Genomic DNA, 22,690 nt, shown 5'->3' on the forward strand with positions numbered 1-22,690 from the left:
TTGCCATACCTAGTGCTGCTAGGGTTCAATGCATAGCACAACTAGGTATAGGAGGCGCGGTGCGCATCGACAAGGACCTGGTCGCAGCCTCGGCCACCCCGCTCGTACTGGGGATCCTGGCGGACGGCGACCTGTACGGCTACGCGATCCTCAAACGGGTCAGCGAGCTCTCCGGCGGCTCCATGCAGTGGACCGACGGCATGCTGTACCCGCTGCTGCACCGGCTCGAGCGGCTCGGCTACGTGTCGTCCTCGTGGGGCACATCGGAGGCCGGGCGCCGGCGCAAGCACTACGCGATCACGCCGGCGGGCCGGGCCGCGCTCGCCGACCGGCAGGAGCAGTGGGCCGTCGTGGCCGACGCGCTGCGGCAGGTGTGGCAGGCCGCGCAGCAGCCGCCCGCCACGACCGAGCGGTGGGCGTGATGGAGCTGCACGCGGAGCAGGAGGCCCAGATCGGCCGGTGGCGCGGCTACGTCCAGCGCCGCCAGGCGATCTCCCCGGCCGACGTCGACGAGCTCGAGGACCACCTGCGCGAACAGGTGGCGGACCTGCGGGCCACCGGGCTCGACGACGACGAGGCCTTCCTCGTCGCGATCAAGCGCATGGGCAACCTCGACGCCGTCTCGCACGAGTTCGCCCGCGAGCACTCCGAGCGGCTGTGGAAGCAGCTCGTGCTCGTCCCGGAGGACGCCGAGGACGCCGGCGTGCCGCCGTGGCGGGAGCTGGGCATCGTCCTCGCGCTCGCGGTCGGGGCGGGGGTGGCGGTCAAGGCCGGCATCGCCTGGTTCGGCGAGGAGGCGGTGCTGGCGCGCAACCTCGGCCTGCTCGTCCTGCCCTTCCTCGCCGGGTACTTCGCGTGGAAGCGCCGGCTCACCGCGCGCGTGCTGGCGGGACTGCTCGTCCCGTTCGCGGTGCTGGCGGTCGTGCTCAACGTCTATCCCTTCGTTCCCGGCGGATCCACCGAGCTGCTCGCCGTTCTGCACGCCCCGGTGGTCCTGTGGCTGCTGGCCGGGGTCGCCTACATGGGCGGGAGGTGGCGCTCCGACGGCCGGCGGATGGACTTCGTCCGCTTCACCGGCGAGCTCGTGATCTACTACACGCTCCTGGCCCTGGGCGGGGCGGTGCTGGTCGGACTCACGTTCGGGGCCCTGCAGGTCGTCGGCATCGACCTGGAGCCGGTGCTGGAGGACTGGATCCTGCCGTTCGCCGTGCCCGGGGCGCTCGTCGTGGCCGCGTGGCTGGTCGAGGCCAAGCAGAACGTCGTCGAGAACATCGCCCCGGTCCTCACGCGCGTGTTCACCCCCCTGACGATCATCATGCTGCTGGCCCTCCTGGCGGTGCTCACGGCGGCGGGCGGGCTCGTCGACGTCGACCGCGGGCTGCTCATCCTCATGGACGCGATCCTCGTGCTCGTCCTGGCGCTGCTGCTCTACTCGATCTCCGCCCGGGACCCGCTCGAGCCGCCCGGTCTCTTCGACGGCCTGCAGCTGGTGCTCGTCGTCGCGGCGCTGGCGGTGGACGCGGTGATGCTGACCGCGATGCTGACCCGGATCGCCGAGTTCGGCTCCAGTCCCAACAAGATCGCCGCGCTCGGGCTGAACCTGCTGCTGCTGGTGCACCTGGTGCGAGCGGGCTGGCTGAGTGCCGGGTGCCTGCGGGGACGGCGGCCGTTCGCCGAGCTCGAGCGCTGGCAGACGCGCTACCTGCCGGTCTACGGCCTGTGGGCCGCGATCGTGGTGGTGGTCTTCCCGCTCGTCTTCGCCTTCGCCTGATCGACGGGTTCTCCGGCCGGGCCGTGGAGCGGGGCGGAGGGGCCTGCGCGTCCTGGTGGCAGGGGAGTCGCCCCCCGACGACTGACCAGTTGGTCCGAGGCCCGCTGCCACCAGGACGGCGGCATCATGATCGACGTCGTCCTGGTGGCCTTCCGGCCGGTCGCTCCGACGTGATCCTCACGCGGCGGCTCAGCCCCCCGGCCGGCCACTCGCGTGATGCATCAACACTAACACCGGGTTATTACTCGATCGATCCGCATTCTGTACACAGTTGCGCTGACCTGCCCGCCTCCCTGCCTCCACGTCCTTGCCTCGGCTCAGGTGGCGCCCCACAGCGGGGGCGGCAGATCCTCCGGGCACTCCGACAGCGGGTGCTGGACGGCTAGGCGCTCGTGCGCACGACCAGTTCGGGGGGGAGCTGGACGCTCTCGACGTCCTTGCCGTCCAGCACGTCCATCAGCATCTCGAACCCCTGCCGGCCGATGCGGTGCATGGGGGAGCGCACGGTGGTGAGCCCCACGCTGCCGGCCAGCGGGGTGTCGTTGAACCCGACGAGGGCCGTGTCCTCCGGGACCGTGATCCCCTCCCGGGCGAACGCGCCGAGCGCGCCGAGCGCCGCGAAGTCGTTGACCGCGAAGACCGCCTCGGGCAGCGGACCTGCGGCGAGGATCTGGGCGGCCGCCGTGCTGCCGGCCGGGGCGTCGAAGCCACCGGGGACCACCAGGGCCGGGTCCACGCCGAGACCGTGCTCGGTGAGCGCGTCCAGGAAGCCCGCGCACCGGTCGATCGAGGTCGAGGCCCGTGGATCGCCCGCGATGATGCCGAAGGTCCTCCGGCCGGAGGCGACGAGGTGCTCCGCGACCAGGCGTCCCCCGGTGTAGTCGTCGCAGGTCACGGACCGGTGGCCGGGGGAGCGCCGGCTCACGAGGGTGAAGGCCACCCCGTGGGCTGCGAGCTCGTCCAGGAAGGGGTCCTCGAACAGGGCGTCGCCGAAGATCAGCCCGTCGGCACGGCGGTCCAGCAGCTTCTCCGCCTTGGCGCGATGGGACGCAGGGTCGTCCAGGGAGTTGGAGACCACGGTGAAGTAGCCGTGCTCGGAGGCGGCCTCGTCGATGCCCTCGTACATCGTCGCCAGGACGTAGTCCTGCAGGCGGGGCACGACGACTCCGATCATGTGGGACTTGGCCGTGCGCAGCGAGGCGGCGTAAGGGTTCTTGCGGTAGCCGCGCTCCTCCGCGAGCGCGAAGATGCGCTCCGTGGTGTCCGGCGAGGCCCACTTGGAGTCCAGGCCCTTGGGGTCGTTGAGCACCCGGGAGACCGTGGAGGGGTTGAGGCCCAGCTCGCCCGCCAGGGCCTTCAGCGTGACGGTCGGTCGTACGCCCATGTCGACCCCTCCCCTCTGTTTCCACACAGTAACGGACGTTAAATTCTCGTGAATGTGTTGCGCATCACTCCTGATCCACTCTAGGGTCAGAACCAGCCTCTTACGCAATCGATTGCGGCATTCGTTTGCATGGGAACTCTTGCACACTGAATCGGGACCGACCCAAGGGAAGCAGGCGGCGCGTGACCCACATCCAGCTGCTCGGCACGGGAGGCACCATTGCGTCCCGCGGCGGGGGCTCCACCGGATCCGTGGCCACGGACACGGCGGCCGACCTGTCCCGGAGCCAGTACGGCGAGCTCACCGTCTCGGCCCGGGACGTCCTCACGACCAACAGCTATCGACTCGCCCTGGGGGACCTGCGGCTGATCGCGGAGGCGACGCAGGAGGCCCTGGCCGACCGGGACAACGACGGGGTGGTGCTCACTCACGGCACCGACACCCTGGAGGAGACGGCGTTCCTGCTGGATCTGGTGCACCGCTCGCCCAAGACCGTGGTGCTCACCGGCGCCCAGCAGCCGGCCGACAGCCCGTCCCCGGACGGCCCGCGCAACGTCGAGGAGGCGGTGCTGGCCGCGGCATCACCGGGACTGCACAACAGCGGCGTGCTCATCTCCTTCAACGGGACGGTCCGCTCGGCACGGGGCGCCCGGAAGGCCCACACCACCGCGAGCAGCCCGTTCCAGGGCGGTGCCGAGGTCGCGCACACGGCGGGGGGCCAGCTCGTCGTCACGGCGATCCCGCGGCGCCGCCACCCGCCGCTGCCCCTGCCGCCGGCCGCCTTCGACACCACCCGAGTGGAGATCGTCACCGCTTATCCCGGGGCCACGCCCGATCTCCTGGACTTCGCCGTGCAGTTCGGCGCCCAGGCAGTCGTGCTGGCCGGAACGGGGGTCGGCAACGCCGGTCCCGGCTTCGCGGAGAACGTCGCCCAGGCCGTCGAGAGCGGGTGCGCGGTGGTCCTCAGCACGCGTGTGCCGTGGGGGCCCGTGGTCCCGCTCTACGGCAACGGCGGGGGCACCGACCTCGTGGCGGCGGGAGCCATCCCGTCCGGTGACCTCAACCCGTTCCAGGCGCGCATCCTCGCCGCCCTCCTGCTCTCCCACGGCACCTCGGCCGCCGAGCTGCCCTGGGCGTTCGAGGCCCACCTGTAGGTGGTCCGTCCCATCCACCATCGACTCCTAATCCACCGACCAGAGGAGACATCATGTCCAAGAAGATCTACGTGTCCGTCGGGATCGACGTCGACGCCGTCGGCGGCTGGCTCGGCTCCTACGGCGGCGAGGACTCCCCGGGCGACATCTCCCGCGGCCTCTTCGCCGGCGAGGTCGGCGTGCCGCGGCTGCTCCAGCTCGCCCAGCGCCGCGAGATGCCGGTGACCTGGTTCTGGCCCGGCCACTCCGTCGAGACGTTCCCGAAGGAGTTCGACGCCGTCGTCGCCGCCGGCCACGAGATCGGCGTCCACGGCTACAGCCACGAGAACCCCATCGCGATGACCCGCGAGCAGGAGACCGAGATCCTCGACTACTGCACCGACCTCATCGAGCGGCGCGCCGGCAGGAAGCCGGTCGGCTACGTGGCGCCCTGGTGGGAGTTCTCCGGGGTGACCAACGAGATCCTGCTCGAGCGCGGGTTCCTCTACGACCACTCGCTCATGCACGACGACCACACCCCGTACTACGTCCGGGTCGGCGACACCTGGACCAAGATCGACTACGACGCGGCCTCGGCCCACGACTGGATGAAGCCCCTGGTGCGCGGCGAGGAGACCGACCTCATCGAGATCCCCGCCTCGTGGTACCTCGACGACCTCCCGCCGATGATGTTCATCAAGTCCAGCCCGAACAGCCACGGCTTCGTGTCCCCGCGGGACATCGAGCAGCTGTGGAAGGACCAGTTCGACTGGGTCTACCGGGAGATGGACTACGGCGTCTTCCCGCTCACCATCCACCCCGACGTCTGTGGCCGCCCGCAGAACCTGCTCATGCTCGAGCGGCTCTTCGACCACATCGCCGGCCACGACGGCGTCGAGTTCGCCTTCATGGAGGACGTCGCCCGCGACTTCGCCGCCCGCAATCCCCGCACCTCCGCCTGATCCCACCGGCACGAAGGAACACCGCCATGTCCGCTCTGCGCTCGAACCCGACGCCCTCCGGCGTCGAGCCCTGGAACGTCAAGATCACCCCGAAGGTGGTCAAGCAGGTCTCCGTCGTCTGCTTCATCGCCTGGGTGGCCTCCGTCTACGACTTCACCCTCTTCGGCACGCTGCTCCCCGTGATCGCCGAGGACTTCGGCTGGTCGGTGGCGGAGTCCACCGCGATCAACACCTACGCCACGATCGGCGTGTTCATCGTCGCCCTGGCCGTGGGCACCATCATCGACAAGATGGGCCGCAAGAAGGCGCTCATCGTGCTCATGCTCGGCGGCGCGGTGGCGTCCGGTCTCACCGGTGCCGCCCTCGGGGCCGCGAGCCTGATCATCATCCGCTCCTTCTCCGGCTTCTCCATGTCCGAGGAGGTCGTCAACGCGGTCTACCTCAACGAGATGTACAAGGAGGCCAAGAGCCGCGGCCTCATGTACTCGCTGGTGCAGGGCGGCTGGCCGGTCGGCGCGCTGGTCTCCGCGGGGCTGTCGGCCCTGACACTTCCGATCATCGGCTGGCGCTGGAGCTTCGTGGTCGCCGCGGTGCTGTCGATCATCGTCGTCCTGCTGGCCCTGCGCCTGCCGGAGTCCCCGACGTTCGCCGCCATGAAGGAGGTCCGGCGCCGCCGGGCCGCCGGTGACACCGCCGGTGCCCACGCCCTCGCGGCCGAGCACGACCTCGAGGAGGCGGCCCACCACGCCACCGGCATCAAGGACGTCTTCACCCCCGAGCTGCGCCGGCACACGACCTGCCTGTCCCTGGCGTGGTTCTTCAACTGGTTCGGCATCCAGGTGTTCTCCGTCCTGGGCACCACCATCCTGGTCGAGGCCAAGGGCGTCTCCTTCGACAACGCCCTCATCATCCTCGTGCTCTCCAACGCGGTGGGCTTCGTGGGCTACGTGTTCCACGGCTGGCTGGGGGACAAGATCGGGCGCAAGCCGACCGTGGTCCTCGGCTGGATCGCCGGTGGCATCGTGAGCCTGGCCATGCTGCTGGGCCCGGGCACCTCCGGCTACATCATCCCGCTGTACGCCATGACGCTGTTCTTCCTCACCGGCCCCTACGCGGCGCTGCTGTTCTACATGGGCGAGTCCTTCCCGCCCCAGGTGCGCGGCATGGGTGCGAACGTGGCCCACGTGATGGCGCCGCTCGGCGGCATCGCCGGCTCCGGGCTGCTCACCATCCTGCTCACCGCGGGGGTGGACACGGCCACGGCGGCGATCATCACCGGCTCCGGCGGGCTGATCCTCTCGGCGCTGTGCATGGCCGGCACCCGCACCCTGAAGGACGCCCACCTGCGGACCACGGTGATCGCATGATCCGCGACGACGGACTCGAGGGAAAGGTCGCCGTCATCTCCGGCGGCGGCAGCGGGATCGGCCGGGCCCTGGCGGTCGCCTACGCCCGGGCCGGGGCCCACACCGTCATCGGCTACCTGCCCTCGGACCCCCACGACGCGACGGACACCGTCCGCGCCGTGGAGGCCGCGGGCGGGCGCTGCACGGCCGTCCCCATGGACGTGCGCAGCTTCGAGGACACCGAGAAGCTCGCCCAGACCGCGCTCGACGAGTTCGACCGGCTGGACATCTCGGTGGCCGCGGCCGGCATCCTCCGCCGTGCCGCGCTCGCGGACATGACCGATCAGGCGTGGGACGACATGATGGCCGTCGACCTCTCCGGGGTGATGCGCGTCTTCCGCTCCTGCAGCACGCGGATGACCCACGGCGGGGCGATGGTCGCGACGTCGTCGATCGCCGGTGGCGTCTACGGGTGGGAGGAGCACAGCCACTACGCGGCGGCGAAGTCCGGGCTCATCGGCCTGTGCCGCTCGCTGGCCGTCGAGCTCGCACCCCGGAAGATCCGGGTCAACGCCGTCATCCCCGGGCTGATCGAGAGCCCCCAGTCCCTGGACCCGGTGAACTCCCTGGGCCGCGAGGGCCTTGACGCCGCGGGATCGATCATCCCGTGGGGCAGGGTCGGCAACGTCGACGAGGCCGCACGCACCATCCGCTTCCTCACCAGCGACGACTCGGCCTACGTCACGGGGCAGCAGCTCGTCGTCGACGGCGGGCTCACCGTCCGCTGGCCGAGCTGAGCCCTCCAGGAAAGGCAGCCATGGAACAGCAACTGACCGGGAAGGTCGCCGTCGTCACCGGCGGCGGCAGCGGCATCGGAGCGGCGATCGCCATGCTCTTCGCCCAGGAGGGCGCGGACATCGCCGTCCTCGACCGCGACGAGCAGCACGCGACGGCCGTCGCGGAGGAGTGCGGCAGCTTCGGCGGGCGCACCACGGCGCTCGCCGTGGACGTCACCGACGGCGAGGCGGTGCGGCAGGCGATGGGACGGGTCGTCGAGGAGCTCGGCGGGATCGACGTCCTCGTCAGCGCCGCCGGCATCCTCGACGAGACGCCGCTGCTGGAGATGACCGAGGCGACGTTCGACAAGGTCCTGGCCGTGGACCTCAAGGGCGTCTTCCTGGCCGCGCGCTGGGCCGCCCCCCACATGGTGGAGCGCGGCGGCGGGCGGATCATCAACATTGCCTCGCAGCTGGGCATCAAGGGCGGCACGGGCCTGACGCACTACGTCGCGGCCAAGGCCGGGGTGATCGGCATGACGAAGGCCATGGCGCTGGAGCTCGCCGAGCACCACATCCTCGTCAACTCGATCGCGCCCGGACCCGTCGTGACGCCGCTGATCGAGGGACTGTCCGAGGAGTGGAAGGCCGCCAAGCAGGCGGAGCTGCCCATCGGCCGCTTCGGCCAGGCCCACGAGGTGGCGCCCACCGCGCTGCTGCTGGCCTCCTCGCCCGGCGGTGACCTCTACACGGGCCAGACGCTGGGGCCCAACAGCGGCGACGTGATGCCGTAGCCGGCGCGGGAGGAGACGGTCAGGATGTGCGCAGGATGCCCCGGGGGGCGTGCGGTCTCGAAGGTGACGGCCTACATCAACCTCAACCGGATGAAGCAGGCCGTCCTCGCGGAGCTCCGGCGCAGCGTGGGACCCCGCGCGAGGATCACCGTCCTCGGCGACCGGTGGGTGCTGGCCTCCCGGACGGGGAGGCAGCAGGTCTTCCCCGACGTCGAAACGCTGGCCGACGCCCTGGTCGACCAGCACCTCGTCGACCGGCGTGTCCTGCCGGACGACGGCGGGGAGTTCGAGCGGATCCTCGTCGACGGGACCCAGCACAGCGCTGCGCCCATCGACGCGGGGCAGCTCGTGCGGGCGCTGCTCCTCAGCGCCGACACCGTGTGACCCTGCCAGGAGGCCTCGCCGACGGCGCGGGCCCCGAACCCCCGGGGCGGCTCCCCGCAGGAGGCCGCCCCGGGGAGTCGCTCCGGACACCCCGGAACGACCATCGAAGGAGATGCTCATGACCGACCTCACCCCGCTCTGGTCCCCCCTCCGGATCGGTTCCACCCGGCTGGAGAACCGCGTGGCGCTGGCTCCGATGACCCGGATCAGCGCCACGGAGGAGGGCCATGCCACCGATCGCATGGTCTCCTACTACGAGGCCTTCGCGCGCGGAGGCTTCGGGCTGCTGATCACCGAGGGGATCTACCCCGACGCCGCCTACGGGCAGGGCTACCTGTTCCAGCCCGGGATCGCCACCGAGGAGCAGGCACGGTCGTGGGCCGACGTGGTCGACGCCGTCCACGCGGCCGGTGCGAAGATCTTCGCCCAGCTCATGCACGCCGGTGCCCAGGCCCAGGGCAACCGGTTCGTCGACTCCACGATCGGTCCCTCCGCGGTGGCCCCCAAGGGCGAGCAGCTGGGCTTCTACCGTGGTGAGGGCCCGTACCCCGTGCCCGCGGAGATCACGGCGGAGCAGATGGAGGAGGTCCGCCGGTCCTTCGTGTCCGCCGCGCTGCGCGCCCAGGACGCAGGGTTCGACGGTGTCGAGATCCACGGCGCCAACGGATACCTGCTGGACCAGTTCCTCACCGACTACCTCAACCTCAGGACCGACGAGTACGGAGGATCGCCGGAGAACCGGGTGCGGTTCGCCGCCGAGATCTGCCGGGCCGTCCGCGAGGCCGTCGGCCCGGACCTGACGGTGGGCATCCGGATCTCCCAGGCCAAGGTCAGCGACCACGACCACCGGTGGAGCGGCGGGTCGGACGAGGCGCGGGTGATCTTCTCCACCCTCGGGGCCACCGGGATCGACTTCGTCCACACCACCGAGTACCGGGCGACCGCCCCGGCGTTCGGCGACGACGGCCCCTCCCTGGCCGCTCTCGCCAAGGAGCACTCGGGTCTTCCGGTGATCGCCAACGGCCACCTTGACGACCCGGAGACGGCCGTCTCCATGCTGGCCGGCGGGGCCGCGGACGTCGTGGCTCTGGGCAAGGCGGCCCTGGCCAACCGGGACTGGCCCCGGCGCGTGCGCAGCGGCCTGCCCCTCGACGAGCTCGACGCGAGCCTGCTCGCCCCCATGGCCGACGTCAAGGACTGGGAGCTGGAGCTCTCCTAGGAGGGCGTCCCGGAGGCCGGGTGGGCACCGTCCGGCCGCGGCCTGGGCCCGGACGGCGAGCAGCGCGGCGGGGCGGTGCCACCACGGCACCGCCCCGCCGCGTCCGGAGGCCACCTCACAGCGCCCAGATCTCCTCCAGCCGCTCGGCTCGCTCCCGGCGGGCCTGCAGCGCCTCCTCCATCGACACCGCGCGGAACCGGGTGGCCGCGCCCGGGGCGGCCCGGGCCAGCAGGTCCATGTCCGCGGAGATCACGGTGCCCACCATGGCGTAGCCCCCGCCCGAGACCGCGTCCCGGTGCAGCACGATCGGCTGGGTCCCGCCGGGGACCTGGACGGAGCCCACGGCGTAGCCGGCGTCCACGATGTTGGAGGGGTCCGAGCCGGCCCCGAAGGGCTGCTCGCGCCGGATCCACTCCACGCCGGGGCCCTCGAAGCGCAGCCCCATGCGGTCGGCCACGGGGGTGAGCTTCCACTCCTCCTCGACCAGCCGGCGCCGGCCCTCGTCCGTGAGCAGGTGGTCGTAGAGGCCCCACACGATCCGCAGCTCCAGTGACCTCCCGAATGCCGGTCGGAGGCGCTCCGGGATCTCCTCGACCTCGGGCAGCAGACCCGTGGGCTCGCCCACGGGCACCACGTCCCCGGCCGCGAGCTTCCGGCCGTCCAGCCCGCCCAGCCGCCCGATCGCGTAGGTGGAGCGCGAGCCGAGCACCTCCGGCACGGCGATGCCGCCGCGCACGGCCAGGTAGAACCGGGCGCCGCCGCGGAGCACGCCGAACTTCACGGCGTCCCCGGCGGCCAGCTCGATCCGCCGCCACGCCGGGTGCTCCTCGCCGTTGACCAGCACGGGGAGGTCCGCGCCGGTCACGGCGATCGTCGTCGGGGCGTCCACGGTGAAGGCCGGTCCCGTGTAGGTGCACTCGAGCACGGCCTCGGCGGCGGAGTTGCCGACCAGCTTGTTCGCCGCCTGCGCGGACTCCTGGTCCATGGCCCCGCCCTGCGGGATGCCCACGTTGTAGTACCCGATCCGTCCCTGGTCCTGGATGGTGGTCAGCAGTCCGGGCTGCTCAATCGTCAGCGCCATCGAGGGCCTCCAGGAGCGTGCGGTTGTAGGTGTCGGGAGCGGCGAGCGCGGCTTCGACGTCGAGGGTCACGGGCGCCTGCTTGTACCGCCAGGTGCCGTCCTCGACCTGCTGCTGGATGGAGCGGTACTCGGCCTCGTCCACGGGCCGGAACTTCACGAGGTCCCCCGGCCGGAACAGGATCAGGAAGTCCCGGAAGTCGTGCAGGTGCTGCTCGGGGTCGTAGATGGGGGCGGCGGCGATGCCGAACATCTGGTAGCCGCCGGCGCCGCGCACCGAGTAGATGCAGGCGAAGCACCCGCCGTGGCCCACGGTCAGCGGGGGCGTGTCGGTGCGGGGACTGAGGTACTTGGGCACCTCGAGCTGCCGGTCCCTCGGCACGAGCTGGTACATGAACGGCAGCCCGGCCACGAACCCCACCATGGACACCAGCCACGGGGACTCGTGGTGGCGCCGGATGAACTCGGCGGCGTCCGCGAGGCCGTTGACCTTCGCGGCGTAGTCGAGGTCGGTGCCGGCCGGGTCCTGGTGGTAGCCCTCGCGGAAACGGGCCACGACCTCGGCGGTGTAGGGGTCCTGGTACCAGACCGGGACCTCGATGATCCGGGTCTCGGCGGTGTACTGCGTGGACTCCCGGGCCCGGCCCTCGAGCTCCTGCGTGCGGCGCTCGAGGTCCTCGGCCTCGATGACGTCCGGGTCGAAGCGCACCAGCAGGGACGCGTTGGCGGGGCAGACGTCCACCACGCCGGGCAGGTCCAGCCCGGTGAGGCCCTGCGCCACGGTGGTGGCCAGGTAGTTGGCGGTGAGGTTCATGGCCTCGTCGAACTCCACGAACAGGAACTCGTCACCGCCCCACGTGTACCGGGCGGTGGGCAGGTACAGGGTCTCGGTCATGGTGCGCCCCCCTCGCTGGGAATGTCGCTGGGAATGTCGCTGGGCTTGTCGCTGGGCTTGTCGGCCAGCAGCTCGGTCTCGATCCAGGTGGTGTGGTGGGCCACGGCCGCGAACTCCCGGTCCAGCACGAGCCGCCGCAGCAGCGGCACCGTGGTCCTGATCCCCTCGACGTGCGTGGCGGCCAGGGCCGCGCCCATCCGCTGCACGGCCGTCTCCCGGTCCTCGGCGTGCACGATCAGCTTGGCCAGCAGCGAGTCGTAGTACGGGGCCACGGTGTCGCCGCTGCGCACGCCGGTGTCCACGCGGTACTCGGGTCCTTCCGGCCAGTCGAGGCGGCTGATCGTGCCCGGGCTCGGCATGAACTTCTTCTCCGGGTCCTCGGCGTTGATCCGGCACTCGACGGAGTGCCCGTCGAAGGTGATGTCCTCCTGCCGCAGCCGTGTCCGTCCGGTCGAGGCGATCGTGAGCTGCTCGGCGACGAGGTCCACGCCCGTGACGAACTCCGTGACCGGGTGCTCCACCTGCAGGCGGGTGTTCATCTCGATGAACGCCGCCTCGTGCCGGACGGGGTCGTAGAGGTACTCGACCGTGCCCACCCCGGTGTAGGAGCACAGCCGGGCCAGGTTCACGGCGGAGTCCCGGACGCGCTCGCGGACCTCGTCCGGCAGGTCCGGGGCGGGGGCCTCCTCCACGATCTTCTGGGAGCGGCGCTGCAGGGAGCAGTCGCGGTCGCCCAGGTGCAGGAACGTCTGTCCGTCGCCGAGGACCTGGACCTCCACGTGCCGGGCCCGCTCCACGAACCGCTCCAGGTACACCGTGGAGTCCCCGAAGCTCGCGCCGGCCTCGGACCGGGCGGTGTCGACGGTTCGCAGCAGGTCCTCCTCGGCGCGGACCAGGCGGATGCCGCGCCCGCCGCCCCCGGCCGAGGCCTTGATGACGAGCGGGTAGCCGACCTCCCGGGCCAGCGCCAGGACGGCGTCGTCGTCGCCCTCCAGGGGGCCGTTGGAGCCGGCGAGGACGGGCACCCCGGCCGCGATCGCGGCCTCCAGGGCGCGGGTCTTGTGGCCCATCAGGTCGATGACGTCGGGATCCGGTCCCACCCACGTCAGCCCCGCCTCCTGGACGCGCCGGGCGAACGCGGCGTTCTCGGAGAGGAACCCGTAGCCGGGGTGCACCGCGTCGCACTCGTGCTCCAGGGCCGCGGCCACGAGCGCCTCCGCGTTGAGGTAGGACTTCTGGGCCGGGGCGGGCCCCACCACGGCCACGGCGTCGGCGAGCTCCGCCGCCAGCGAGTCCTGGTCCACCTCGCTCACCGCCAGGACGGTGCGCAGGCCCATCTCCCGCGCCGAGCGCAGGATCCGGACCGCGATCTCGCCCCGGTTGGCGATCAGGAGCGTGGAGATCGGCACGGCTCAGCCCTCCGCGACGACGGCGATGACGTCCCCCGGGTTGACCATGTCGCCGTCCTGGACCTCGAAGGCCTGGAGCGTGCCGGCGGTGTCCGACTGGACCTCCGAGAACTGTTTCATCACCTCGATGAGCCCGATGACCTGGCCGGTCTCCACCGGGTCGCCGTCCCGCACGAACGGGTCCTTGTCGGGGGAGGGGCGGCGGTAGAAGACACCGGGGAGCGGGGACTGGATCTCGGACATGGTGCGGGTCCTTTCGGTCGGGTCGGGAGAGGTCGGGTCTGGAGATGTGGAGTCGGGAGACGTGGGGTCGGAGGGCATCGGGTCGGAGGGCATCGGGTCGGACGATGACGACGGCGGTCGGGCGGGTCAGGTGTCCCGCCCCGGGTGGGCGTCGATCGCCTCGCGGACGGCGCGGGCCACCGCGGGCGCCCCCGGGGCGTCGGAGTGCACGCAGACGGACTCGAAGCGCATCGGCAGCTCCGTGCCGTCCTCGGCCCGCACGACTCCCTCGGTCAGGGCCTGCGTCACCCGCTCGGCGGCGGCGCGCGGGTCGGTGGTGTGGGGCGTGCGCTGGATGATCAGCCCGCCCGCGGCGGTGTAGTCGAGGTCCACGTAGAGCTCCGCCACGAACGGCACGCCGCGCTCGGCGCACACGGACTCGTGGGCGGTGCCGGCCATCCCGAGCACGGGGACGCGGTAGTCGGCGGCCACCGCCGCCACCGCCTCCATGAGCGCCGGATCCTTGGCGACCATCCCGTAGAGCGAGCCGTGCGGCTTGAGGTGGTGCAGCTCCGCCCCGTGCTGGAGCAGGAAGCCGGTGAGGGCGCCCACCTGATAGCGGACCAGGGACTCGACCTCCTCCGGGGTGAGGACCATGGCGCGGCGGCCGAAGCCCCACTGGTCGGGCAGGGACGGGTGGGCGCCGATCGCGACTCCGTGGGCCACGGCGGCGGCCACGGTCGCGGACATGATGTCCGGGTCCCCGGCGTGGAAGCCGCAGGCGACGTTGGCGAGGTCCACGACCTGCAGCAGCTCCGGGTCGTTGCCGAAGCGGTGCAGGCCGATCCCCTCGCCCATGTCCGAGTTGACGGTGGGCCGGGTGCGGGTCTCAGGTGTGGCCATGGTCACAGCCTATGGACGTGGGGCGTCCGAGGGAACGATTCTCGAATGCTCGTGGGTGATCGCAGGACCATCCCGGGGTGATCCGGGGGCACGTGGGGTCCGTCACTGTGCTTTCCGGCGAACACCTGTAGAGTCATGACCAGTTGTTGAAGTTTCGTTCTTGCAGTTCAAGCAGTTCGCCCGATTCCGGGCGCAGCAGTTTTTCTGAGAAGACGTTCTGGCAGGCATCGCAACGCCCGAGCACCCCGATCGTCGGGGACGCTCCGTTTCCTCAGAAAGACAGGTTCCCCATGACTACTGGCACCGTGAAGTGGTTCAACGCCGACAAGGGCTTCGGCTTCATCACCCCCGAGGACGGCTCCAAGGACGTGTTCGCGCACTTCTCCGCGATCAACTCCGGCGGCTTCCGCTCCCTCGAGGAGAACCAGCGCGTCGAGTTCGAGACCCAGGACGGCCCCAAGGGCCCCCAGGCCGCGAACATCACCGTGCTTGCGTGAGAGCACGCTGATCTCCTCGTGAGATCACCGGCGCGGGGCTGAACGCCCCGGCGTCGACCTGACATCGCCACCCGGCTCCGGCCGGGTGGCGATGTCTTTTTCTGCCGAGCCGGAGGGAGGGCCGACGATGCCCGAGGTCGAGGTGCAGCCGACGACGGCCCAGGTGCGCCGCCTGCTGGAGACGCAGCTGCCGCAGGAGCTCCGCGAACTCCTGGACCGGCCGCCGACGCCGGTGGCGCAGGGCTGGGACAACGCGCTGTTCCGGCTCGGTCCCGCCCACGCGGTGCGCCTGCCGGTGCGCCGCGCCGCCGTCCCGTGCCTCCTCCGCGAGGCGCGGTGGACGGCGGTGGCCGGCGCGCCGCTGGCCGCGCTGGGGGTCGCCGTGCCCCGGCCGGTGTTCCGCGGCCGGCCCGGCGCGGGGTACCCGTGGCCCTGGGCGGTGGTCCGGTGGATCGAGGGCGAGGCCATCGCGACCCTGCCGCTCGCCGGTCGCGGCGGGCTCGCGGAGGACCTGGCGCTGGCCCTGACCGCGGTGCACCGGCCGGCACCGGGGGACGCCCCCCACAACCCCTACCGGGGTGTTGCCCTCGACGCGCGGCTCCGCACGGCGCCCCCGTCCTGGGCGTCCGCGGCCGCGGTGCTCGGCGCGCGGCGGACCGAGCGGCTCCGCGGCGTCGTCGACGACGGTCTGCGCGCCGCCCCCTGGTCGCGGCCGCCGGTCTGGCTGCACGGTGATCCGCACCCGTGGAACCTCGTGCACCGGGACGGCCGGCTGGCCGGTCTCATCGATTTCGGGGACGTCTGCGCCGGGGATCCCGCGTCCGACCTCGCCGGCGCGTGGCTGGCCTTCGACGCGGACCAGCGCTCCCGCTTCCGCGCCGTCGTCGGCACGGCCGGCCGGTACGACGACGACGTGTGGCGCCGCGCCGCCGCCTGGGCCGCCCTGTACGTCGCGGCGCTGGTGGCGAACCCCGGAACCGGCCCGGACTTCGGTGCGGTGGTCCGGCACGCGGCGGCCCAGCTGGACCCGGGCTCCTGAACCCCGCTGGATCGCCCGCCACCGGTCCGAGGACAATGGGCCTCCCAGTGCACGAGGAGGGGCAGCTCATGGACATCGTCATCGTGCCCACCGCCGCGGACGTCGCCACGCACGCGGCCCACGTCGTCGCCGGCCGGATCGCCGAGGAGCCGGCCACCGTGCTGGGGGTGGCCACCGGGTCGTCGCCGGTCGGGATCTACCGGGAGCTGGCCCGGCGCCGGGCCGAGGGCTCGCTCGACCTCGCGCACCTCACGTGCTTCGCCCTCGACGAGTACGTCGGTCTCGCGCCGCAGCACCCGCGCAGCTTCGCCGCCTACCTCGACCGGGAGGTCGTCCGGCCCTTCGGCCTGGCCCCGGAGCAGGTCCGGGTGCCGGACGCCTCCCGCGCCGAACTGGACGAGGCCGCCGAGGAGTACGAGCGGGCGATCGCCGCGGCCGGCGGCATCGACCTCCAGATCCTGGGGATCGGCACGAACGGCCACATCGGCTTCAACGAACCGATCTCGTCGCTGTCCTCCCGCACCCGCGTCGCGACCCTGTCCGCGCAGACGCGCGCCGACAACGCCCGCTTCTTCGACCGGCCCGACGACGTCCCCACCCACTGCCTCACCCAGGGGCTGGGCACGATCCTCGAGGCACGCCATGTCCTCCTGGTCGCGCAGGGGCAGCGGAAGGCGGCGGCCGTCGCCGCGGCTGTGGAGGGTCCGGTGGCCGCCCGGTGCCCGGCGTCAGTGCTGCAGTTCCACCCCCGGACCACGCTGGTCCTCGACGAGGCCGCCGCGAGCGGGCTGACGCTCAGGGACGGCCACAGCCCTGTCCCGGACCAGGGGGATGGGCCGGGACCGGACGGTTCCGCGCCCGCGTCATGAAACGCACAGAATGCATCACGATGCACCCGGTCGGAGCGGAAATGCCGGATCGCCGCCGGACACCGGGCCCGCCGCCCCGCGCAGAGGACAGCATCACGATCCGACCAGTGACGTTGCAGTTGTGAACTGCCTACGATGCGCTTGCACATCAGCACTCCCAGAAGCGAGGGAACACCATGAAGAACAGTGCAGCGGGCGTGGCGACGGCGACGGCTATCGGGCTCGCGGCCCTGACCGCGGCACCCGCGGCGGCCGCACCGGGTGATCCGATGGTCTTCACCGACTGCGCCACGGCGGCCGGGTACGGCGTCCACAACATCCCCGTGGAATCGGTCAGCCACAGCACGAGCCTCGTCGACGACGACGGCGACGGCATCGTGTGCGAGAGCGCCGAGTGGGCCTACGACCCCACCCGCATCCCCGTGGAGAACGAATCAGGGGGGTACAGCCACACCGTCATCGACTGGGTCCCCGGCGCCGGCCCCGGGCCGGACGCCCAGCCCGGCGAGGTGCCCGGGACGGACCCGTACACCCAGGTCGACGAGGTGCCCGTGGGTGGAGCCGACACCGGTGCCGCCGCGGACACCCGATCCGGCGGTCCCGTCCTCGCCGGCGGCCTGGCCCTGGTCGCGGCGGCCGCCGCGGTGGCCGTGCGCCGGCGCGGCACCGGCCGGGCGTAGCCGGAGCCGCTCGGAGGGGCCGATCCCCGTGACGGATCCGACCGCCGACCTTCGCAGGGGCCGCCTGGTCCCCGCGACGGTCCTCCTCCTGCTGCTCAGCGGCTGCGCGGGCGAGTCCCCCGCGCAGCCCGCGGCCCCGACGTCGTCGGCGGCGTCCGCCTCGCCGACGACGACGGCGCGCTCTCCGGCGGCCGCGCCCGCCACGCCGGCCCCCGGGCCGACCGCCGCCCGGGCACCGGAGGCGCTGCCGCCGGTGCTCGCGGCGTCCGCGCCCGTGTCCGTGCGGATCCCCGCGGTGGGAGCCCGGTCAGAGCTGCTGCACCTGGGCCTGCGCCCGGACGGGTCCCTGGAGGTGCCGCCCACCCACCCCGGGGCCCCGGCCTCCTGGTACACGTCCTCGCCCACACCGGGTGAGCGGGGACCGGCCGTCCTGCTCGGCCACGTCAACGCCACCGACGGCGGGCCCGGCGTCTTCGCGGGGCTGCGCGGCCTCGCCCCCGGCGACACCGTGGAGATCGCACGGCAGGACGGCAGCACGGCGGTGTTCGTCGTCGCCCGCGGGGAGCAGTACGCCAAGGACGCCTTCCCCACGCGCGCCGTCTACGGCAACACCGCCGGAGCGGAGCTGCGCCTGATCACGTGCGACGGCTACGACCCCACCACCGGCCTGTTCGACGACAACTACGTGGTCTACGCGACGCTCGCCGCCTGAACCCCTGCTTCCTCCCGCGAGGTCGCACCTGTCGGGGACCGCGGACACGCCTCGTCCTTCAGGCGGAGGTGCGATCGCACACCACGGGGGAGGATGAGAGGGCGCTCCACCGTCCCGTTCCCGTTCGACCGAAGGAGATCCCCATGAGCAACCCGTATCCCCAGCAGCCCGAGGGCGCCCGCGGCGGCCCGCCGCAGTACCAGGCCACCGGTGACCAGTACGGCGCCGGTCACGGTGGCGGACATCCCGGTGCCGAGCCCCCGGAGGTCAAGCGGCTCCTGACCCTCACCCTCGTCTCGGCAGCCGTCTACCTGCTCAACGACATCGTGGGGCTGATCGTCTCGACCACCGCGGACACCACCGCGATGTACCGGGAGATGGGCCTGTCCCCCGACCAGATCGCGGCGGCCGACCAGACCGCGGGTGTCGCCACGGTCACCGGCATCGTGATGCTGGTGATCGCCCTGGGCCTGTACGCCCTGGTCTACGTGTTCCTGAAGAAGGGCAAGAACTGGGCCCGCGTCCTGGGCATCGTCCTGTCCATCCTCAGCGTGGTCGGGACGCTGATCGGCCTCCTCGGGGCGATGGCCTACGGCGGGCTCGGGATCGTCCTGCTGATCCTCGGGCTGCTGCTGGTCGTGGTGAACGTCCTGTGGCTCGTGACCGCGTTCAAGGCCCCGGTCAAGCACTGGTTCGCCCCGCGCCGCATGGCCTGATCCGCCCCGGCGCCCTCCGGGCACCCGGCAGTCCCCACCGCAGCGCCGCCCGGCCGCCGAGGCCGGGCGGCGCTGCGCCCGGGCGGGCCGACCGGTCCGCTCAGTCGTCCGGCCCGATGACGCGGTCGCGTCCGGCGAAGAGGGCGACGACGCACAGCGCCACCATGAGACCCGCCATGAGCAGCAGCGGCGGCTCCCACCGCCCTCCGGCGTCGTAGAGAGCGCCGAAGACGGCGGGGGCGATCGCGGCCAGTGCGTAGCCCACGGACTGGGCCATCCCGGACAGGGCCGCCGCCTGACGGTGGTCGGTGGACCGGAGGCTGAACAGGGACAGCGCGACGACGATGAGGCTGCCGCAGCCGACCGCCCCGAGCACGATCCACAGCAGCGTCACCCCCGGCGCGACGGCCAGCCCCGCGAAGCTGACCAGGGCCAGGGCGCTGCCCGCGAAGGCCACGAGCCGCTGGTCGCCGATCCGGTGCATCAGCGTCCCGGTGCCCAGGCTGGCGCCCATCCCGATCAGCAGGAACAGCGCCATGTGCGTGCCGGCGCTCGTCGCCGAGACGCCGTGGCTGCGCTCGATGCTCGGCAGCCACGCCATGAACACGTAGAACGCCACCGACTGCAGGCCCATGAACAGGGTGACCTGCCAGCCCAGCGCCGACCGCCACGGGGACCGGTAGGGGCCGGGCTCCTCCTCGGGGGCCGCCGACCCGGAGCTCCCCGACCGCAGCCCGGGGGAGAGCACCACCAGCGCCACGACGGCCGGCACCGCCCACACGGCCAGGGCGAGGCGCCACCCGGCCGGACCGGCGTGGGCGATCGGGACCACCACGGCGGAGCCGGCCGCGGCCACTGCGCCCTGGATCGAGGTGTACACGCCGGTCACCTGGCTCACGCGCAGCGGGAACTCCCGCTTCACCAGCGAGGGCAGCAGCACGTTGAGGAACGCGATGCCGATGCCGACCACCGCGGTGCCCACCCACACGGCGCCCTCCACGGGCGCGGAGCGGCCGACGATCCCGGCCGCGAGCAGCAGCAGCGACAGCCACAGGGCCCGGTCCAGGCCCGTCCGGGCGGCCACCGCCGGGGCCACGGGGGAGAACAGGGCGAACATGGCCAGCGGCAGCCCGGTCAACAGCCCGGCCTGGCCCGCCGAGATGCCGAGGTCGCGGCTGATCTCCTCGAGCAGCGGGCCGACGGTCACGAATCCGACGCGCAGGTTGACCGCGATCAGCACCACGCCGAGGAAGCCGAAGCCGAGGCGGGCCCGCCGGCCCGTGGCCGATGACGCGTTGGTGAGCACGGCGCACCCTTTCAGGAAGCAGGAGGGAGGATCTCCGGACAGCGTAGACGGGCCGGCGCGCCCCGGCACGCCGCCCCGTCCCGACCGGTCCCGACCGGTCGTCCTGCTGGAGTCCTACCGTGGTCAGCCCAGAATCAGGTCCGCGATGAACAGCAGCGGGATGGACCCGGCCCAGACGGCGGTGGTGATGCCGGACCAGCCGCGCAGCGCGTCGGTGCCCTGCAGCCCCGTGAAGCGGGTGACCACCCAGAAGTAGGAGTCGTTGAAGTAGCTGAACACCATCGATCCCGCCGTGCAGGCCAGGGCGGCGACGAGCGGGTCGATGCCCAGCGTGGTCACCAGCGGCGCGGAGACGGAGGCCGCGGTGATCATCGCGACCGTGCCGGAGCCCTGGGCGATGCGCACGAGGGTCGCGACCAGGAACGGCACGAGGAACGCCGGCAGCGGCGTGGAGGCGATGGCCTCGGCCAGGGCGTCGCCCACGCCGGAGCTGCGGAGCACCTGACCCAGTGCGCCGCCGGCGCCCGTGATGAGCAGGATCAAACCGGCCGAGGCCGCGGCGTCCGCGAACCATCCGTGCGCCTTGTTGCGGGGCGTCCACCGGGGCAGGATCACGTAGAGGGCCAGCACCATGCCGATGATCAGGGCCACCACCGGATTGCCGATGAAGGCGAACGGGACCACCCAGGAGGAGGGCTCGTACTCGTCGCCGCCGATGACGCCCTGCGCGTTCTGGTCGATCGCGCCGGTGACCGTGTTGAGGATGATCAGCAGCAGCGGGACGAGCAGGGGCAGGGACGCCACCAGTGCGCCGACCTTGTGCGGCTTGGCGCCGGCCGGCGGCTCGCCCAGGTCGTAGGACGGATCCGCGGTGGGACCCTGCGCCGCCTCGTCGTCGAGCCCGTCCCGCGGGCCCTCCTGCAGGCCCGCGCCCGCAGCGCGGGAGTCCCGCCCGACGCCGGCCGGAGCGACCGTGCCGTAGACGGCCGCGCGCACGTGCTCCTCCCCCCTGGACTCCGGCTGCGGACCGATCCACTTCGCGTAGAAGATCACGACGGGCAGCAGGAGCACGGTGAACACCAGGCCGCCGAGGATCAGCGCGCCGAGGTCCGTGCCCAGGATGCCGGCCACCGCCAGGGGGCCCGGGGTGGGCGGCACGAGGTGGTGGGTGAGCGTCATGCCGCATCCCAGCGCCAGGGCGAGGGTCACGTGGCCGGCCTGCTTCACCCGGGCGATGGACCGGGCGAGCGGGTTCATGATGACGTAGCCGGAGTCGCAGAACACCGGGATGGAGACCAGGGCGCCCACGCTGCCCATCGCCCACGGCTCGCGGCCGTGGCCGAAGACGCGGAGGAAGGCGAGCGCGGGGGCATCGGCGGCCCCCGACACCTCGAGGATCTTGCCGATCCCCACGCCGAGGCCGATCACGATGCCGATCGAGGCCAGCGTGTTGCCGAAGCCGGTGGTGATGGCCGAGACGATGTCGAGCACCGGCTGTCCCGCGACCAGCCCGGTGACGAGGGCGGCGATGAGCAGCGCCACGAAGGCGTCCAGGCGCGTGCGGAGCACCAGCACGATGATGGTGGCGATGCCCAGCACGCGTGCCAGGAGTAGTTGCAGATCCACGGTGATCGGCTCCTCGGGAACGGGGGAATTGACGAGATCGACGCTGCATGTGAGGGTGGTCACACATATGATGTCTGACAAGAGGCAGGTACTCGCCGTGGATCCCTACCCCGACGCGCGCCCCGTTCCCCCCGTGCGGACCACCGTGGACCGGCGCGCCGATGGCTAGGAAGTCGCTGGTCGAGGCCGTCGCCGAGGACCTGCTCGAGCGCATCCTCGAGGGCGAGGTGGGCCCGCACCAAGCCCTGCCCCCCGAGGCCGAGATCGCCCGGAAGGCCGATGTCAGCCGGCTCACCGTCCGCGAGGCCCTCAAGGCCCTCCAGGCGCAGAACATCGTCTACGTGCGGCGCGGACTGGGGACCTACGTGAACCCGCCCGACGCGTGGACCGGTCTCGAGGCGATCCTGAAGGCGGCCGCCCGGGGCACGACCTCGCACCAGGTGGCGCTGCGGCTGCTGGAGGTGCGGCGCATGGTGGAGACCGGCTCCGCGGAGCTGGCCGCCGTGCACGTCACCCCGCAGGACCTCGCCGCGATGGAGGACTCGGTCCGGGACCTCGAGCGCGCGCACGAGGCGCAGGACCTGGACGAGGTCACCCGCGCCGACATGGCCTTCCACGACGCCGTGCTCCGGGCCTCGGGCAATCCCTTCGTCCCCGTCCTGCTGGCCCAGCTCTCACAGCTGCTCTACGTGGAACGCCGGGCGACCTCCGCCTTCCCCGAGGTCCAGCGGCACGCCATCGAGCACCACCGCAGGGTCCTGGAGGCCATCGGCACCCGGGACCCCGAGACCGCGCGCAAGGCCATGGAGGCCCACATCGACCAGACCTACGCCGACTACGAGCACTACATCGGCCGCGGGGCCGCGCCCGGCGAAACCGATCCCGCGCCGGGCCGGGCGCCCGACCCGGCGCCAGGGTCCGCCCCCGACAGCCCCGGACCCGCTTCCCGCAGCACAGGAGATGACTGAC

Annotated in this window: 24 protein-coding genes; 16 read left to right on the forward strand and 8 right to left on the reverse strand. The window is 72.2% G+C overall.

Annotated elements, in window-relative coordinates; translation table 11 throughout:
- Positions 1-59 precede the first annotated feature (59 nt).
- A complete protein-coding gene (locus tag ACYVM4_RS05285) occupies positions 60-422 on the forward strand; it encodes a PadR family transcriptional regulator (RefSeq protein WP_368822716.1) in 363 nt (120 codons plus the stop codon).
- Complete coding sequence (locus ACYVM4_RS05290) at positions 422-1,771, forward strand: permease prefix domain 1-containing protein (RefSeq protein ID WP_460667873.1); 1,350 nt, start codon at positions 422-424, stop codon at positions 1,769-1,771. The genes ACYVM4_RS05285 and ACYVM4_RS05290 overlap by 1 nt, the downstream gene beginning before the upstream one ends.
- A gap of 382 nt (positions 1,772-2,153) precedes the next feature.
- Here the strand turns inward: ACYVM4_RS05290 and ACYVM4_RS05295 are convergent, their stop codons facing one another.
- A complete protein-coding gene (locus ACYVM4_RS05295; protein ID WP_368822714.1) occupies positions 2,154-3,155 on the reverse strand; it encodes a LacI family DNA-binding transcriptional regulator in 1,002 nt (333 codons plus the stop codon).
- 182 nt (positions 3,156-3,337) lie between these two features.
- Here ACYVM4_RS05295 and ACYVM4_RS05300 point away from each other — a divergent pair, with 182 nt between their 5' ends.
- The 7 genes from ACYVM4_RS05300 to ACYVM4_RS05330 all read left to right on the forward strand — a co-directional run bounded on the left by ACYVM4_RS05300 (position 3,338) and on the right by ACYVM4_RS05330 (position 9,769).
- Positions 3,338-4,309, forward strand: coding sequence for an asparaginase (locus tag ACYVM4_RS05300; RefSeq protein ID WP_460667874.1), 972 nt, complete (start codon positions 3,338-3,340; stop codon positions 4,307-4,309).
- A gap of 53 nt (positions 4,310-4,362) precedes the next feature.
- Positions 4,363-5,250, forward strand: a complete 888-nt coding sequence (locus ACYVM4_RS05305) for a polysaccharide deacetylase family protein (RefSeq protein ID WP_460667875.1) — start codon at positions 4,363-4,365, stop codon at positions 5,248-5,250.
- Between the two features lie 26 nt (positions 5,251-5,276).
- A complete protein-coding gene (locus ACYVM4_RS05310; protein WP_460667876.1) occupies positions 5,277-6,617 on the forward strand; it encodes an MFS transporter in 1,341 nt (446 codons plus the stop codon).
- Entirely contained in the window at positions 6,614-7,393 is a 780-nt protein-coding gene (locus ACYVM4_RS05315) for an SDR family NAD(P)-dependent oxidoreductase (protein WP_368822709.1), read from the forward strand. The genes ACYVM4_RS05310 and ACYVM4_RS05315 overlap by 4 nt, the downstream gene beginning before the upstream one ends.
- A gap of 20 nt (positions 7,394-7,413) precedes the next feature.
- On the forward strand, positions 7,414-8,166 hold the full coding sequence (locus ACYVM4_RS05320; protein WP_368822708.1) for an SDR family NAD(P)-dependent oxidoreductase: 753 nt from the start codon (positions 7,414-7,416) through the stop codon (positions 8,164-8,166).
- 63 nt (positions 8,167-8,229) lie between these two features.
- A complete protein-coding gene (locus ACYVM4_RS05325) occupies positions 8,230-8,550 on the forward strand; it encodes a hypothetical protein (protein ID WP_460667877.1) in 321 nt (106 codons plus the stop codon).
- 118 nt (positions 8,551-8,668) lie between these two features.
- The gene (locus ACYVM4_RS05330; RefSeq protein WP_460667878.1) at positions 8,669-9,769 is read left to right on the forward strand and encodes an oxidoreductase; all 1,101 of its coding nucleotides are present in this window, start codon (positions 8,669-8,671) and stop codon (positions 9,767-9,769) included.
- A gap of 115 nt (positions 9,770-9,884) precedes the next feature.
- Here the strand turns inward: ACYVM4_RS05330 and ACYVM4_RS05335 are convergent, their stop codons facing one another.
- From ACYVM4_RS05335 to ACYVM4_RS05355, 5 genes are all read right to left on the reverse strand, one after another.
- Positions 9,885-10,850, reverse strand: coding sequence for a 5-oxoprolinase subunit C family protein (locus tag ACYVM4_RS05335; protein WP_460667879.1), 966 nt, complete (start codon positions 10,848-10,850; stop codon positions 9,885-9,887).
- On the reverse strand, positions 10,834-11,742 hold the full coding sequence (locus ACYVM4_RS05340; RefSeq protein ID WP_460667880.1) for a 5-oxoprolinase subunit B family protein: 909 nt from the start codon (positions 11,740-11,742) through the stop codon (positions 10,834-10,836). The genes ACYVM4_RS05335 and ACYVM4_RS05340 overlap by 17 nt, the downstream gene beginning before the upstream one ends.
- Positions 11,739-13,151, reverse strand: a complete 1,413-nt coding sequence (locus tag ACYVM4_RS05345) for an acetyl-CoA carboxylase biotin carboxylase subunit (protein WP_460667881.1) — start codon at positions 13,149-13,151, stop codon at positions 11,739-11,741. The genes ACYVM4_RS05340 and ACYVM4_RS05345 overlap by 4 nt, the downstream gene beginning before the upstream one ends.
- A 3-nt stretch (positions 13,152-13,154) precedes the next feature.
- Positions 13,155-13,394, reverse strand: coding sequence for an acetyl-CoA carboxylase (locus ACYVM4_RS05350; protein WP_460667882.1), 240 nt, complete (start codon positions 13,392-13,394; stop codon positions 13,155-13,157).
- A 126-nt stretch (positions 13,395-13,520) separates the two neighbouring features.
- A complete protein-coding gene (locus ACYVM4_RS05355) occupies positions 13,521-14,276 on the reverse strand; it encodes a 5-oxoprolinase subunit PxpA (RefSeq protein ID WP_460667883.1) in 756 nt (251 codons plus the stop codon).
- A 290-nt stretch (positions 14,277-14,566) separates the two neighbouring features.
- On the opposite strand from ACYVM4_RS05355, the gene cspE reads away from it, so the two are divergent.
- The 6 genes from cspE (at position 14,567) to ACYVM4_RS05385 (ending at position 18,789) form a co-directional block, all read left to right on the forward strand.
- Positions 14,567-14,773 (forward strand): transcription antiterminator/RNA stability regulator CspE, encoded by a 207-nt coding sequence (gene cspE / locus ACYVM4_RS05360; RefSeq protein ID WP_035923571.1) that lies wholly within the window; start codon positions 14,567-14,569, stop codon positions 14,771-14,773.
- Between the two features lie 127 nt (positions 14,774-14,900).
- A complete protein-coding gene (locus ACYVM4_RS05365; protein ID WP_460667884.1) occupies positions 14,901-15,812 on the forward strand; it encodes an aminoglycoside phosphotransferase family protein in 912 nt (303 codons plus the stop codon).
- Positions 15,813-15,880: 68 nt separating this feature from the next.
- Entirely contained in the window at positions 15,881-16,681 is an 801-nt protein-coding gene (nagB, locus tag ACYVM4_RS05370) for a glucosamine-6-phosphate deaminase (protein WP_460667885.1), read from the forward strand.
- 176 nt (positions 16,682-16,857) lie between these two features.
- Positions 16,858-17,361 carry a hypothetical protein gene (locus ACYVM4_RS05375; protein WP_460667886.1) on the forward strand — a complete coding sequence of 168 codons (504 nt, stop codon included), beginning with the start codon at positions 16,858-16,860 and terminating at the stop codon, positions 17,359-17,361.
- A 28-nt stretch (positions 17,362-17,389) separates the two neighbouring features.
- Positions 17,390-18,073: a class F sortase gene (locus tag ACYVM4_RS05380; RefSeq protein WP_460667887.1), complete on the forward strand. Its 684-nt coding sequence runs from the start codon at positions 17,390-17,392 to the stop codon at positions 18,071-18,073.
- Positions 18,074-18,216: 143 nt separating this feature from the next.
- Positions 18,217-18,789 carry a hypothetical protein gene (locus ACYVM4_RS05385; protein ID WP_460667888.1) on the forward strand — a complete coding sequence of 191 codons (573 nt, stop codon included), beginning with the start codon at positions 18,217-18,219 and terminating at the stop codon, positions 18,787-18,789.
- A 100-nt stretch (positions 18,790-18,889) separates the two neighbouring features.
- On the opposite strand, the gene ACYVM4_RS05390 is transcribed toward ACYVM4_RS05385, so the two are convergent.
- A complete protein-coding gene (locus ACYVM4_RS05390) occupies positions 18,890-20,095 on the reverse strand; it encodes an MFS transporter (protein ID WP_368823205.1) in 1,206 nt (401 codons plus the stop codon).
- 123 nt (positions 20,096-20,218) lie between these two features.
- Positions 20,219-21,721 (reverse strand): GntP family permease, encoded by a 1,503-nt coding sequence (locus ACYVM4_RS05395; protein ID WP_460667904.1) that lies wholly within the window; start codon positions 21,719-21,721, stop codon positions 20,219-20,221.
- Between the two features lie 161 nt (positions 21,722-21,882).
- On the opposite strand from ACYVM4_RS05395, the gene ACYVM4_RS05400 reads away from it, so the two are divergent.
- Positions 21,883-22,689, forward strand: coding sequence for a FadR/GntR family transcriptional regulator (locus tag ACYVM4_RS05400; protein WP_368823203.1), 807 nt, complete (start codon positions 21,883-21,885; stop codon positions 22,687-22,689).
- The last annotated feature ends 1 nt before the right edge of the window (position 22,690 follow it).

Source organism: Kocuria himachalensis (genome assembly GCF_054784195.1).

Bases quoted from the DNA above. Each gene is read 5' to 3' on its own strand.
- ACYVM4_RS05310 (WP_460667876.1), top strand. From the start codon at position 5,277: ATGTCCGCTCTGCGCTCGAACCCGACGCCCTCCGGCGTCGAGCCCTGG.
- ACYVM4_RS05335 (WP_460667879.1), bottom strand. From the start codon at position 10,850: ATGGCGCTGACGATTGAGCAGCCCGGACTGCTGACCACCATCCAGGAC.
- ACYVM4_RS05330 (WP_460667878.1), top strand. From the start codon at position 8,669: ATGACCGACCTCACCCCGCTCTGGTCCCCCCTCCGGATCGGTTCCACC.
- ACYVM4_RS05375 (WP_460667886.1), top strand. From the start codon at position 16,858: ATGAAGAACAGTGCAGCGGGCGTGGCGACGGCGACGGCTATCGGGCTC.
- ACYVM4_RS05320 (WP_368822708.1), top strand. From the start codon at position 7,414: ATGGAACAGCAACTGACCGGGAAGGTCGCCGTCGTCACCGGCGGCGGC.
- ACYVM4_RS05290 (WP_460667873.1), top strand. From the start codon at position 422: ATGGAGCTGCACGCGGAGCAGGAGGCCCAGATCGGCCGGTGGCGCGGC.
- ACYVM4_RS05315 (WP_368822709.1), top strand. From the start codon at position 6,614: ATGATCCGCGACGACGGACTCGAGGGAAAGGTCGCCGTCATCTCCGGC.
- ACYVM4_RS05365 (WP_460667884.1), top strand. From the start codon at position 14,901: ATGCCCGAGGTCGAGGTGCAGCCGACGACGGCCCAGGTGCGCCGCCTG.
- ACYVM4_RS05400 (WP_368823203.1), top strand. From the start codon at position 21,883: ATGGCTAGGAAGTCGCTGGTCGAGGCCGTCGCCGAGGACCTGCTCGAG.
- ACYVM4_RS05350 (WP_460667882.1), bottom strand. From the start codon at position 13,394: ATGTCCGAGATCCAGTCCCCGCTCCCCGGTGTCTTCTACCGCCGCCCC.
- ACYVM4_RS05295 (WP_368822714.1), bottom strand. From the start codon at position 3,155: ATGGGCGTACGACCGACCGTCACGCTGAAGGCCCTGGCGGGCGAGCTG.
- nagB (WP_460667885.1), top strand. From the start codon at position 15,881: ATGGACATCGTCATCGTGCCCACCGCCGCGGACGTCGCCACGCACGCG.
- ACYVM4_RS05340 (WP_460667880.1), bottom strand. From the start codon at position 11,742: ATGACCGAGACCCTGTACCTGCCCACCGCCCGGTACACGTGGGGCGGT.
- cspE (WP_035923571.1), top strand. From the start codon at position 14,567: ATGACTACTGGCACCGTGAAGTGGTTCAACGCCGACAAGGGCTTCGGC.
- ACYVM4_RS05355 (WP_460667883.1), bottom strand. From the start codon at position 14,276: ATGGCCACACCTGAGACCCGCACCCGGCCCACCGTCAACTCGGACATG.
- ACYVM4_RS05385 (WP_460667888.1), top strand. From the start codon at position 18,217: ATGAGCAACCCGTATCCCCAGCAGCCCGAGGGCGCCCGCGGCGGCCCG.
- ACYVM4_RS05305 (WP_460667875.1), top strand. From the start codon at position 4,363: ATGTCCAAGAAGATCTACGTGTCCGTCGGGATCGACGTCGACGCCGTC.